At 65.5% G+C, this 13,217-nt stretch carries 12 protein-coding genes and 1 pseudogene; 10 read left to right on the top strand and 3 right to left on the bottom strand.

All coding sequences use genetic code 11. The features are described from left to right. Positions 1-7: 7 nt before the first annotated feature. Entirely contained in the window at positions 8-805 is a 798-nt protein-coding gene (modA, locus tag CMN27_RS03105) for a molybdate ABC transporter substrate-binding protein (protein ID WP_293623946.1), read from the bottom strand. Positions 806-1,106: 301 nt separating this feature from the next. Here modA and CMN27_RS03100 point away from each other — a divergent pair, with 301 nt between their 5' ends. The 8 genes from CMN27_RS03100 to CMN27_RS03065 all read left to right on the top strand — a co-directional run bounded on the left by CMN27_RS03100 (position 1,107) and on the right by CMN27_RS03065 (position 10,410). Then, positions 1,107-1,628 carry a hypothetical protein gene (locus CMN27_RS03100; RefSeq protein ID WP_293623945.1) on the top strand — a complete coding sequence of 174 codons (522 nt, stop codon included), beginning with the start codon at positions 1,107-1,109 and terminating at the stop codon, positions 1,626-1,628. A 342-nt stretch (positions 1,629-1,970) separates the two neighbouring features. Continuing rightward, positions 1,971-3,482, top strand: coding sequence for an NAD(P)H-dependent oxidoreductase (locus CMN27_RS03095; protein WP_366515393.1), 1,512 nt, complete (start codon positions 1,971-1,973; stop codon positions 3,480-3,482). 34 nt (positions 3,483-3,516) lie between these two features. Beyond that, a complete protein-coding gene (locus tag CMN27_RS03090) occupies positions 3,517-4,206 on the top strand; it encodes an acetoacetate decarboxylase family protein (protein WP_293623943.1) in 690 nt (229 codons plus the stop codon). A gap of 166 nt (positions 4,207-4,372) precedes the next feature. Continuing rightward, a complete protein-coding gene (gene codB / locus CMN27_RS03085; protein ID WP_293623942.1) occupies positions 4,373-5,632 on the top strand; it encodes a cytosine permease in 1,260 nt (419 codons plus the stop codon). Between the two features lie 111 nt (positions 5,633-5,743). Then, on the top strand, positions 5,744-7,606 hold the full coding sequence (locus tag CMN27_RS03080) for an ABC transporter ATP-binding protein (RefSeq protein ID WP_293623941.1): 1,863 nt from the start codon (positions 5,744-5,746) through the stop codon (positions 7,604-7,606). Further along, positions 7,606-8,505, top strand: coding sequence for a DMT family transporter (locus CMN27_RS03075; protein WP_293623940.1), 900 nt, complete (start codon positions 7,606-7,608; stop codon positions 8,503-8,505). The genes CMN27_RS03080 and CMN27_RS03075 overlap by 1 nt, the downstream gene beginning before the upstream one ends. Positions 8,506-8,587: 82 nt before the next feature. Then, a complete protein-coding gene (locus tag CMN27_RS03070; protein WP_293623939.1) occupies positions 8,588-9,862 on the top strand; it encodes a HAMP domain-containing sensor histidine kinase in 1,275 nt (424 codons plus the stop codon). Next, the gene (locus tag CMN27_RS03065) at positions 9,859-10,410 is read left to right on the top strand and encodes a response regulator (protein WP_293623938.1); all 552 of its coding nucleotides are present in this window, start codon (positions 9,859-9,861) and stop codon (positions 10,408-10,410) included. The genes CMN27_RS03070 and CMN27_RS03065 overlap by 4 nt, the downstream gene beginning before the upstream one ends. Here the strand turns inward: CMN27_RS03065 and CMN27_RS03060 are convergent. After that, positions 10,407-11,126, bottom strand: coding sequence for an RES family NAD+ phosphorylase (locus CMN27_RS03060; RefSeq protein ID WP_293623937.1), 720 nt, complete (start codon positions 11,124-11,126; stop codon positions 10,407-10,409). The two genes, CMN27_RS03065 and CMN27_RS03060, sit on opposite strands and share 4 nt — an antisense overlap. Then, positions 11,123-11,548, bottom strand: a complete 426-nt coding sequence (locus CMN27_RS03055; RefSeq protein ID WP_293623936.1) for an MbcA/ParS/Xre antitoxin family protein — start codon at positions 11,546-11,548, stop codon at positions 11,123-11,125. Before CMN27_RS03055 ends, CMN27_RS03060 begins: the two co-directional genes overlap by 4 nt. 137 nt (positions 11,549-11,685) lie before the next feature. On the opposite strand from CMN27_RS03055, the gene CMN27_RS03050 reads away from it, so the two are divergent. Continuing rightward, positions 11,686-12,939, top strand: coding sequence for a dienelactone hydrolase family protein (locus tag CMN27_RS03050; RefSeq protein WP_293623935.1), 1,254 nt, complete (start codon positions 11,686-11,688; stop codon positions 12,937-12,939). A gap of 45 nt (positions 12,940-12,984) precedes the next feature. Continuing rightward, positions 12,985-13,217, top strand: a pseudogene (locus CMN27_RS03045) (EamA/RhaT family transporter); the annotation flags it as partial.

Below are 13,217 nucleotides of genomic sequence, written 5' to 3'. Positions count from 1 at the left end.
GTGCGCCTCAGTCGTTGCCGACGACTTCGAATCCCCAGCGTTCGAAGATGGCCTGTGCGGCATCCTCGCGCATGAAGGCCAGCAGCTGCTGCGCCGCGGGTTTGTCGACATCGGCCAGCAGCGCCGCCGGGTAGATGATCGGATCGTGGCTGTCGGCCGCGAATTTCGCCACCACGCGGACTCTCTTCTCGGCGAGCGCGTCACTGGCATACACCACGCCCAGCGGCGCCTCGCCACGCGCGACGAGGGCCAGCGCGGCGCGCACGTCCTCGGACTGGGCGATATGCCCCTGCAACTCTTGCCACAGACCCAGCCGTTGCAACGACTGGCGACCATAGATGCCGGCCGGCACCGCGTCGGTATTGGCCATGGCCAGATAGCCGTTGTCGCCGAGCGCAGCGCGCAGGTCGGTCTGCCGATCGAGGGTGATGTGCGTATCGCTGCCCGCGGGCGCGACCAGCACCAGCGTGTTGCGTAGCAGATCGACCCGCGACGAGGTACGAATCAGGCCACGCTCGTGCAGCCGATCCATCCATTTCTGATTGGCGGATACATAGAGGTCGGCCGGCGCGCCCTGCTCGATCTGGCGCGCGAGCGTCGAGCTGCCGGCATAGCTGACCCGTACCGACGTGTCGTGCCCGCGTTCGTAGTCGGCCACGACTTCATCCATCGCGTTCTTTAGGCTGGCGGCCGCGAAGACCATCACCCCGTCGCTAGCGGCCAGTGCGACGGGCGCTACGCCCATGAGTGCCAGCGTAACCAATAGCGCCAGCGCAATCCTGTGCAGGCGGCGTTTCGCTCTCATTAATATTCCTTCCCGGCGAATCGGCTCGAAAAACTCTCGTGGCGTGATGAAAATTACAGCTCGATGAAAGTCGTATTACATTTTTCAACAAATGCTTGCAGGCGAAGTCGGCTGTCACCACGCGTCATGTCTTGCCTGGGGGTAATTCCGGATATCGCCCCCTGCCGCCCGCGCCATATTATTTGATCAGCCACGTTTTCAGGGCAGCCGCTGTTCAGGTGCCATTCGAAAAACGTCATTAGGCTGAAGTTTCCGGCCACCCATTTTCCCGGCCGGAAAAGAACACCACAGGAGTTGCATTATGCATTCCATTTCCAAGTTTACCCCCTCCGTTCTGACCGCACTCGTCGTTGCCGGCGCGGTCACGCTCGCGCCGGCGGCCTTTGCTGCCGACTCGGCCGGAAGCGCCTCGGGCAACACCAGCAGCACCATGTCCAGCGAAAGCAGCATGGGCAGCGATAGCGACATGGCCGGCGGTAGCAGCATGTCGAACGATGGCGGCATGAGCAGCGACCACGACATGTCCGGCGACGACAGCATGAGCAGCCAGAGCCACGCACGCGACGACAGCTACGGCAGCGCCGAGGGCCAGCGCGATAGCCAGGACTACGATGCCGATCGCTCCAACGAAGGCGCGATGTCGAACGACAACGGCATGCAGGGCCAGGGCTCGATGTCGAACGATGGCTCGCTGAATCAGGACACGATGTCCGGCGGCAACACCATGGGCGACGGCAACAGCGCTGACGGCGACAAAGGCATGGGCCAGCGTGATCCGTCCAGCCCGGACGAGCTCAACCAGCAGCGCGATTCGGATATGTAATCCGCATTCGGCATGGTCGTGACCGGCCGTCGCTGGCCGACACAGACCGACGCTAAAAAGGGCAGCTTTCGAGCTGCCCTTTTTTATGTCAAAAGATCGGCCGGCCGTCACCACAAACTCGATACCGGCCTTCACGCTATCGCCGAATCGCTCGCCTACCGGCAACCCGTCGCACCCGAGTCCGTCGCCTGTATGCTGGAACAAGACAGGCGCGCCCGGGATATTGAGTCGTTACGGCTGAATGCCGTCGCATGCTCAGCGAGGCGGGCGCCTCTACAGCGTTTGCACGAACGCCCGTGTATCAAACCAGCGAGGCCGACGATGCCCGACCACGATGCGCCCCTGCGCGTTCTGCTCATACTCGCGCATCCGCGCCCGGATTCTCTTTGCGGCGCACTGGCCAGCGCCTATCGGGAGGGGGCAGCGCAGGCCGGCGTCACGCTGCGCTCGCTGGTGCTCGGCGAGCTGGAGTTCGCCCGCGACGTCTGTGCCGACTCCCCCGAGAACCAGCCGCTGGAGCCCGACCTCGCCGCCGCCCGCGACGATCTCGTCTGGGCCGACCATCTGGTATTCGTCTACCCGACGTGGTGGGGCACCATGCCGGCGCTGCTCAAAAGTTTTCTCGACCGCCTCGTGATGCCGGGGCTGGCGTTTCGTTTCTACGGGCCGGGCGCAGCAGAATGGGAAGGGCTCTGGCAGGGAAAATCCGCCCAGCTGATTACCACCATGGACACGCCGCCACCGATCTATCGCTGGCTGTTCAAGGCGCCCGGGCACAATGCCATGGCACGGGCGACGCTGGGTTTCTGTGGCGTACGCCCGACCCGGATTCTGCACTTCGGCCCGGTGCGTACCTCCACGCCCGCCAAGCGCGCGCGCTGGCTCGAGAAAACACGCGCTGCGGGGTTTGCGCTACGCGCCGGCGTGCACTCACCGCTAGGGCGCGCCTGGCAGCGCGCCAAACCCTGGCTGGCCGCACTCCGGCTGCAGTTCTATCCGATGAGCTGGGCGGCCTACAGTCTGGGCGCCGTGGCCGTCAGCGCCTCGCTCGACTGGGTCCTGTTCTTGTGGGGCCTGATCGCCATCGCACTGCTTGAAGCCGCGACCGTGTTCAGCAACGAACGTCTCGATCTCGCTACCGACCGGGCCAACGCAAATTGCGGCCCGTTCACCGGCGGCTCGCGCGTACTCGTCGACGGCAAGATCGACCCCTCGCGATTACGCTTCGCGACCGGGCTGCTGCTTATCGGCGTACTGGCCGTGGCAGCACTCGTGCTGACTCTCGCGCCGGCGCCCTGGGTCACCGCGCTCTGGATGAGCATCGCCGCGGTGACCACGCTCGGCTATACCGCCGCCCCGCTCAAGTTGAGTTATCGCGGCCTGGGCGAGCTGGACGTCGCATTCACCCACAGCGCCCTCGTGGTCGTACTCGGCGGACTGCTGCAAGGCGCGACCCTGTTCGAGCCGGTGCTCTGGCTCGTATCGGCCCCGCTGGCCCTGGCCATCCTGCCCTCGATCATACTGGCCGGCGTGCCGGACCGCCCGGCCGACCAGAGCGTTGGCAAGCGCACGCTCGCGGTACGCTTCGGCCATCTGAGCGCCTTCAAACTCGCAGCGATCAGCGTTGCCGCGGCTGCCGGCCTGGGGCTGGCATTCGAGCGCATGCACGTAGCGGGCGGCGCGTACGAGGGCGTCGCCGGTTTCGTTATCGCCCATGCCACGCTCGCGCTCGGTCTGTTGTGGTGGTATGCGCACAAGCCCGCACAGAAACTGCAGCGCATCGATGGTCTGTTGGTGGCCCTGCTGACCTATATGCTGTGGTTCGTCCTCATACCGTGGATCAACCTGGCATGAGCTTCGAACATGCACCTGCCCTGCCGGGACGGCCATGAGCCCGCCGAACATCGAGGCGCCCGCGCCCTGGCAACTCACCGGCCGCGGCTATGTCATCGCCCTGTCCTGTTCACCCGCATTCGGCGAGCGCTGCGCAGAGAACGTGCCCGCTCTTGCCGGCCGGGCCCGTGGCGGCATGGGCGCGCTGATGCTCATCGACTACGCCAGCTCGAACGTCGGCCCGTACCGTGAACTGCTGCTATGCCCGGGGCGTTTCGACTTCGGCGATCGCCGGGCCGCGGCCATCACCCATATCTGGGTATCCACCTCGGCCAGTGTCGACAACGGCCAGCGCAACTGGGGCCTGCCCAAACGTCTGGCCCGCTTCGAAACCCTAGCCAGCAACGATGTGCGCGAGCGTTTTCGCGTGCAACTGCCGAATCACACCGCGCTCACGCTGTCGTTCACCCGGCGCGGGCCTCGCCTGCCGCTTTCGACCGGTATTCTGCCTCGGGCCTGGCGCACGCTCGAACAGCCCTGGCAGGGCCGCTACTACCGCACCCTGATCCGTGCACGCACCCGTTCGCGGCTGGCCCGCCTGGCCGACTACGACATTCCCGACGACAGCGGCTTTCCCGATATCGCCGGGCAGACGCCGCGCATCGGCCTGTACGCGGATAGATTCAACCTGTGCTTTCCGCCCGCCACGTATCGCGATATCGAAAGCGCGCCGCCGCAGGCATAGCCGGCTGGATCAGACCGGCGCGCCTCGTGTTCGCTGGCACGAGCCTTGCTGTGCTTCGGCTTCGCTTCCAACTGAAGGATAATGCCGCGCCGGGTTGCCCCGTTTGGGTGCAGCCGCCTGTCGCCGACCGCGCGCCGTATGTCCTCACCCACTCGAATACCGACCGATGCCGCAACCCGAACACGATTTCCAGGACTTTGAATTCTCTGCCGTTCCCGCCGGCGCACGCCGCGGTTTCTGGACCATGCTCGCCGTCATGCTCGGCTTCACCTTCTTTTCGGCCAGCATGTGGGCCGGCGGCACGCTCGGCCAGGGCCTGACGCTGTGGGAGTTTGCCGCGGTCGTGATGGCGGGCAATTTCGTGCTCGGGCTGTATGCCGTGGCGCTGGCCTTCATCGCCAGCCGCACCGGGCTGTCCACGCATCTGCTCAGCCGCTATGCCTTCGGCGTGCGCGGCTCGTGGCTGCCATCGTTTCTGCTCGGTGGCACCCAGGTGGGCTGGTTCGGCGTGGGCGTGGTGATGTTCGCCCTGCCGATCCAGGCCGCGACCGGCTTCAATATGTATGCGCTGATCGCTATCGGCGGCGTGCTCATGACCGCGACCGCCTGGGTGGGTTTCAAGGCCCTCACCATCCTGAGCTTCATCGCGGTGCCGGCGATCTTCGTACTCGGCAACATGTCGGTCGCGATGGCCGTGGGCGAAGCCGGCGGCCTCGACGCGCTGGCCTCGATCACCCCGGAGGAGCCGATCACCCTGGCCGTGGCGCTGACCGCCTGTATCGGTTCGTTCATCAGCGGCGCGACCCTCACGCCGGATTTCGTACGCTTTGCCCGTAGCCCGCGAGTTGGCGTGAGCACCACGCTGATCGCCTTCTTTCTGGGCAATTCGCTGATGTTCACTTTTGGTGCCGTGGGCGCGCTGGTCTACAGCGAAGCCGATATCTCCCAGGTCATGTTCGCCCAGGGGCTGATTCTGCCGGCCATTCTGGTGCTCGGACTCAATATCTGGACGACCAACGACAACGCCCTGTATGCCGCCTCGCTCGGCTTTGCCAACATCACCCGCCTGCCCAAGCACTGGATCGTGATCTTCAACGGCACGATCGGCACCCTCGCTGCCCTGTGGTTGTACAACAACTTCGTCGGCTGGCTGTCGTTTCTCAGTTCGGCCCTGCCGCCGATCGGCGCAATTCTGATCGCCGACTTCTTCATCGTCGCGCGCCGGCACTACCCGAGCCTTGAACAGGCAGCGCTCAAGCAAGTGAACTGGATCGCCGTCGGCGCCTGGGGCGTGGGCTTCGCGGCAGCGAATCTCCTCCCCGGGATTGCACCGGTCAACGCCGTGCTGAGCGCGCTGGTCGCCTATATCGCTGCAAGCTACGGCTTTGCCCAGGTCGAGCAGCGACGGGCCATGCCGGCGAAATAGTCCGTCCACGATGGCGCCGAGCCGGTCTAACAACCCACGGCTGTCGACGTAACCGACATAGGCTAGACTGGCGCGCCTTTCGCAACCCGGCGCGTTGTCGCCCGTTCGCCGATGTTTGGTCTGTTCGAACGCCTGGTCGCGCCTTTTCCGGACGACGGCCGTACGCCGCCCAGCGACAGCCTGCTGCGCTTTATCGCCTTTTATGCGAAGCCGGTCTGGCCGTTGCTTGTCGCCATGGCGGTGCTTACCGCGACCATTTCCGTCATCGAAGTCTCGCTGTTCGCCTTTCTCGGCCATATCGTCGACTGGTTCGCGAATTCGCCGCGCGAGACGTTCGTGGCCGACAATGCGCTGGCGCTGTCGGGCATGGCGGTGGTGATCCTCGTCGTACTGCCGCTGCTGGTGTTCATCGAGGGGCTGGTCACGTTTCAGGCGCTCTCCGGCAATTTCCCCATGCGTTTTCGCTGGACGGTGCATCGCTGGCTGCTCGGCCAGTCGCTGACCTTCTTTCAGGACGAGTTCGCCGGGCGCATCGCCACCAAGCTCATGCAGACCGCGCTCGCCGTGCGCGAAACGGTCATGAAGTTCCTGGATGTGATGCTCTATGTAGCCGTGTATTTCACCGGCATCGTGGTGCTGGTGGCCGGCGCGGACTGGCGCCTGGCCATACCGTTCGTGTTCTGGCTGGCCGGCTATATCGCCCTGCTGCGTTATTTCGTGCCGCGCCTGGGCCGGGTGGCCGAACGCCAGGCCGATGCACGAGCGGCGATGACCGGGCGCGTGGTCGATGCCTATACCAATATCGCCACGGTCAAGCTGTTCGCCCATACCGAACGCGAGGGCGACTATGCCCGCCAGAGCATGCAGGCGTTCTTGAGCACGGTCTATGCCCAGATGCGCAAGGTCAATGGCTTCTACGCCAGCCTGTATCTGCTCAATTCGCTGCTGTTGATCGCGGTCGCCGCCCTCGGCATCGGGCTGTGGCAGTCGAACCTGATCACGGGCGGGGCGATCGCGGCCGCACTCGGCCTGGTGCTGCGCATCAACGGCATGGCGCAGTGGATCATGTGGGAAGTCTCGCAGCTGTTCGAGAATATCGGCACCCTGCGCGACGGCATGGCTACCTTCTCCAGGACCCAGGCGCTGGTCGACGCCCCCGATGCGACCCGCCTGACCGTGCGCGAGGGCGCGATCGCCTTCGACAAGGTCGGCTTCCACTATGGGCGCGGCACGGGGGTGATCGAAAACCTTTCGCTCACGGTCGCGCCCGGCGAAAAGGTCGGCCTGGTGGGGCGCTCCGGCGCCGGCAAGTCGACGCTGCTGTCGCTGCTGCTGCGTTTTCACGACGTGGAATCCGGTGCCATCACCATCGACGGCCAGAACGTCGCGGGCGTCACCCAGGCATCGCTGCGCGAGAATATCGGCATGGTCACCCAGGACACCGCGCTGCTGCATCGCTCGGTGGGCGACAACGTCCGCTACGGCCGCCCCGACGCCAGCGATGCCGAGGTCGAGGCTGCACTGGTGGCGGCCCACGCACGCGACTTCATCGATGATCTGGTGGATGCCCAGGGCCGGCGCGGCCTCGATGCCATGGTGGGCGAACGCGGCGTGAAGCTTTCGGGTGGCCAGCGCCAGCGTATCGCCCTGGCCCGCGTCATGCTCAAGAACGCGCCGATTCTGCTGCTCGACGAGGCTACCTCGGCACTGGATTCGGAGGTGGAAGCCGCGATCACCGAGAACCTGCACCGCCTCATGGACAACAAGACCGTGATCGCGATCGCGCATCGGCTGTCTACCATCGCCGAACTCGACCGGCTGATCGTGATCGACGATGGCGCGATCGTGGAAGCCGGCACCCACGCCGAGCTGCTCGCCGCCGGCGGGCTCTATGCACGCCTTTGGCAGATGCAGTCCGGCGGTTTCCTGGCCGAGGACGGCGCGAACACGAACGACCCGCGAATCGTGCACTGATGCCGCGCGCCGCTGCCCAGAAGGCCGCGCTCGCCTATCCGCTGCTCGTTGCCACCACACTGGCCTGGGGGCTGAACGCGGTCGCCGGCAAGTTCGCGGTCGGCCATATCAGCCCGCTGCTGCTCACTCACCTGCGCTGGGGTGGTGCGTTCATTGCCGCCTTGCCCTTCGCCTGGCCCTATCTCAAGCAGGACTGGCCGGTCATTCGTCGGCATGCGCCGTTGCTCGTCGCCTACGGTGCGATCGGTTTTACCGGCTTCAACGCGGCCCTTTACAGCGCGCTCAATCATACGAGTGCGATCAACGTGGTGATCGAACAGGCCGGCATGCCGGGGGTGATTTTTGCGCTCAACTTTCTGCTGCTGCGTGAAACCATCACCGCGCGCCAGCTGCTGGGCTTTGTGATCACCGTGTCCGGCGTGGCATTGATCGTATCCGGTGGCCAGCTGTCTCGACTGCTCGCGCTCGATCTCAACCGCGGCGATGCGCTCATGCTGGTGGCCATCACCTGTTACGGCGGTTATACCGCAGCGCTGCGGATCAAACCGCCGATGCACTGGCTGAGTTTTATCGCCGTGATCTCGGCCACTGCATGGGCCGGCTCACTGCCCTTTGCTGGCTGGGAGTTCGCCACCAACACGATCGTCTGGCCGGATGCGATCGGCCTGTCCGTGGTCGCGTTTGCGGCACTGGTGCCGGGTCTGATCGCGCAGAGCGCCTTCATTCGCGGCAACGAACTGATCGGCGGCAACCGGGCGGGCATCTTCCTGAACCTGGTCCCGATATTCGGCACCCTGCTGTCGGTGCTCCTGCTGGGCGAGCGCCTGCACGTCTTTCATGTCGTCGCTTTGACGCTGGTGCTCGGCGGCATCGCCCTGGCCGAGCGCGGCCGGCGTTGATGCTGCGACCGATTGTCGCAGGCGGCGGCCCGCGGGCACGACACCCGTTATTCTAGGCGGTCGAACCGACCGACCCGAGCCCATGCAGGCTGTTTTTAGACTTACGCCCATCCGGCTGCTGGCCTGGCTGCACTGGCTGCGCTGGGGCGCGATTGCCTGCGTCCTGTCGGCGGTCGCCGTCGCGCCGATGCTGGCGCAGGTCCGCGTCAATACCGATGGCCTGCTCGCGGTCAGCGCGGTGGTGGCCGCGATCAATGCCCTGATCGGCTGGAGCCTGCGCCGACCCCGCCCGGCCACCCAGGCCGAACTGCTGGCCCATCTGCTGCTCGACGTGGGCGCCCTCACCGCCTGGCTTGCCTGTACCGGCGGTTCGTCGAGCGCGTTCGTCTCGCTCTATCTGCTGCCGATCGCGATTGCCGCCGCGGCCCTGCCACGCGCCCAGGCCTGGCTGGTGGCCGCCCTGGCCGGCGGGGCCTATACCGCGCTGCTGCTGCGCTTTCTCTATCCGGCGTCGATGGCCGGGCATCACGGCGACTTCACCCTGCATGTGCTGGGTATGTGGGCCACCTTCGTGGTCAGTGCGGCGTTGCTGGTGATCTTCGTGGGCAGCATGGCCTCGGCGGTACGACGGCGCGATCGCTCGCTGGCCGCCGCCCGCGAGCAGATGCTGCGCAACGAACAGATCACCGCCATCGGCGCGCTCGCGGCGGGCGCGGCACATGAACTGAGCACGCCACTGTCGACGATGTCGGTGATCGTCTCCGAGCTGCGCGATACCGAGGCCGCCGATACGCCGCTACAGGCCGACCTGGCCGTGCTCGAGCAACAGCTTGCCCTGTGCGCGCACCAGATCGACCAGCTGCTCGGCGCGGCCGAACCCGCCGAGCCCGCGAGTGCAACGCCGGTGGCCGCCCCCGCCGCGCTCGATCGAATCGTGGCTCGCTGGCGATTGATGCGACCGGAAATCCAGGCCACGGTGGATATCGACCCCGCCCTCAATACTGCGTCGTTAGACGACGAAACCGCTCTGGCTCAGGCCTTGACCAACGTGCTCAACAACGCCGCCGATGCCTCGCAGGCCAACGCCAGCAGCCGGGTGGATATCGCAGCACAACGCCTTGAGACACGCCTTGTGCTGACCATCGACGACGAAGGCCGCGGCATCGCCGATGCCGATACCGCCCGGGCCGGGCGTATCCGCTTTTCGAGCAAGCGCGACGGCCGCGGGCTCGGCCTGATCGTCTCCCATGTGAGCCTCGAACGCCTGGGCGGCGAAATCAGCCTCAAGCGTCGGCCCGAGGGGGGTACGCGCACCCAGGTCGCCATACCGCTGTCGTCACAGACGGCCCGGTCATGAACGCAGCAAAGGCCCGGATCATGCGCGTACTGCTGGTCGACGACGATCCGGTCTTCGCGGCCACGCTCGCCCGCGCGCTGGACCGGCGGGGTATCGAAACCGCACTGGCCCACGACCCCGCCAGCGCGCTCGAACATGCCGAACAATGGCAGCCCAGCCATGTGCTGCTCGATTTGAATCTCGGCGACGAGGTGTCCGGACTCGATCTGATCGCACCGCTATGCGAGCGCGTGGCAGGCGTACGGATCACGGTGCTCACCGGCTATGCCAGTATTGCCACGACCGTCACCGCCATGCAGCGCGGCGCGGCCGGTTATCTGGCAAAGCCCGTCGATGCGCCCACGGTGCTGGCCGCGCTCGCCGACGACAGCGATGCCGCCGCGCCGAGCGCCCCCGGCGAGCGCATGTCGTTGAAACGTCTGGAATGGGAGCATATCCAGCGCGTGCTGGCCGAACACGACGGCAATATTTCCGAAGCTGCTCGCGCGCTGGGGCTGCATCGGCGCACCCTGCAACGCAAGCTCGACAAGAAGCCGGTACGTTTCTAGCGGCGATCGCCGTGGGGCTCGATCCCGCTTTCACCGAGGGTGACGACATCGGTGATGCAGCTACCGTCCCAGATATAGCCGAAATGTCGCCCCTGGACCGCCGGCGAGAGGGCTGACGCCCGCAGCACCGCCACGCATTCGCCCCCCGCATCCCGCACGCTCGGGTAGACGATGCCGCTCTCGCTCGCTGTGTACGCCTGCACGCCGTAGCGTTGCGACTGCGCGTAGCTGTAGGGGTCGAGCAAGGGCTTTGCTTCGGCCTGGCCGCGCAGGTCGCGCAGAGCCCCATCCACATCGACCTGATAGACGCGCATTTCGATGGTCATCGGCGGCTGGGCGCTGTCGGCCAGAAAACGCTCGCGATGAAACACCGTCTCGCGTACTGCCGTGGCTTCGCTTTTCGCCGCATAGAACACGCCAAAGCTGCCATCCGAGAAGCGCGAACCGGCCGGATTGACGTGGGTGAAGGCAGCCATCACCGGGGTTGCTCCCGGGCCGGTCATCCGTTCTTCACGCGGCACCCGCGACAGCTCGCCTACTTCGTCGCGCAGGCGGTCGTTGGTGAGCGACTCGACCGCGAAGGTCGCCTCCAGGTCGGCCGGATCGGCAACGCGGTCGAACAGCCCCCGCGGCGGAAAACGCGAGGGCACGATGCGATAGCTCGGCCGCCAGCGCACGCGGCGACGCGGAAAGCTTTCGACGGCCGAAGCGCTCATGCCCAGCCGCCACGCTCGGCGTCCAGATGACGACGCACCACGGCCAGATCCTCGATATGCCCGGCCAGCATGCGCTCCAACGGGGTGCTGCCGCCGAACAACGGGTTGCGGTTGGGCTGCTTGATCCAGCCATCGGCCGCATCCGCGCGTGGCAGCAGCATTTCCAGGCTCTTGTAGATACCCAGCAACAAAGACAACCGCTCCATCTGGCCGACATCCAGGGTGATATCGGGCGCACGCTTCCAGCGCCGGTACGTACTTGTCGGCGTCCCCAGCAGGCGTGCGGCCTGAATATCGGTCAGCCCCCACTGGCGGGCAATACCGAACCAGCTTCGCAGCGCACCGGGGCTGACCCGACGACGCAGCTCGACGTCGTGAATATCCGCACGGGCTTCTTTTTGGACGGCAGCAGCTGATGTCATGACCGGCTCCGATTAATCATATGATCATTTTATATTATTTTCTGATCATTTGATAACCTCCGATCCCAGCGCCGCGTTTGGCCTGTATCCGCCGCTGCCCGATAATGCGCCATCGTTGCATGAGCCAGGCAGTATTTATGAGCACCCACACGATTCAGATCGACGCCCCCGACGGCAGCCGTTTCAGCGCCTATCGCGCCCTGCCGGAAGCCGGCCATGGCCCCGCCGTGATCGTGCTGCAGGAAATATTCGGCGTGAATCGCCATATCCGCGAGGTCTGCGAGTTCTATGCCGAAGAAGGCTATGTCGCCATTGCGCCCGATCTGTTTCATCAGTTCGAGCCGGGCATCGAACTGGGTTATAGCCCGGAAGACTTCGAACAGGCCTTCGGCTATTTCCAGAATCTGAACGTCGAGCGCACCGTGGCCGATATCGGCGCCACCGTAGCCGCCGCCCGGGCCACGGACGAAGTCGTGGCCGAACCGCGGCGCGGTGACGTGGGCGTGGTGGGTTTCTGCCTGGGCGGCAAGCTCGCCTATCTGGCGGCTGCCCATTGCGACGTGGACTGCGCGGTCGGCTACTACGGCGTGGGCATCGACGAGTCGCTGGATTTGGCCGAGGCGATCGACTGTCCGATGGCGCTGCACTTCGGCGGCCTGGACAAGTTCTCGCCCCCCGAGACGATCGAGAAAATTCGCAGCGCGTTTGCCGGCAACCCGGACGCCCAGGTGTTCGTCTACGACAACGCCGATCATGCCTTCAATCGCTGGGGCAACGACCACTACAACCCCGGGGCGGCGCGGCTGGCGCATACCCGTACGCTGGGCGTGCTGCGGGCTGCGCTTGGGCCGCGCTACGACCTGGCCGCCCTGGCCGATCATCACTTCGAGCTGGAATTCGCCGCCCGCGACGTCGATGAAACCATGAAGACCATGGTGGCCGAGCCCTATGTGAACCATGTGCCGACCATGACCGGCGGCACCGGCCACGACTATCTCAAGCGGTTCTACAAACACCATTTCATCCCGAAGAACCCGGCCGATCTGCAGATGAAGCCGATCTCGCGCACGGTCGGGGTCGATCGCATGGTCGACGAGTTCGTGCTCTGCTTCACCCACGACTGCGAAATCGACTGGCTGCTGCCGGGCATCGAGCCCACCGGCAAATACGTCGAGATTCCGTTCGTGGCGATCGTGACCTTTCGCGGCAACAAGCTCTACAACGAGCATATCTACTGGGATCAGGCCTCGGTGCTGGTCCAGATCGGCAAGCTCGACCCCACGGGCCTGCCCATCGCCGGCGTGGAAACCGCGCACAAGCTGCTCGACAAGAAACAGCCCAGCAACGACCTCATGCCCAACTGGGCCACCAGCGCCGATCTCGACCAATGATCGCCTGCCGTCGCTGCCCGTCCAAGCCCCCGACCGGATGACCTGATGCTGGCCCGTGCCCTGCCCCTGTTCTTCGTGCTGATCTGGTCGACCGGCTTCATCGCCGCACGACTGGTCGCGCCCTATTCCGATCCGCTGACGTTTCTGTGCTACCGCTATGCGCTCACGGTCGTTGCATTCGTGATCATCGCCGTCGCCGTGGGCGCGCCCTGGCCGCGCGGTCTGCGGGCCTGGGCCAACGCGCTGGTTGCCGGCGTGCTGTTGCAGGGCATCTATCT

Source organism: Salinisphaera sp. (assembly GCF_002729955.1).
GTDB lineage: Bacteria > Pseudomonadota > Gammaproteobacteria > Nevskiales > Salinisphaeraceae > Salinisphaera.
Note: the sequence above shows the minus strand (reverse complement) of the source record. Positions and strands in the feature narration are given on the sequence as shown.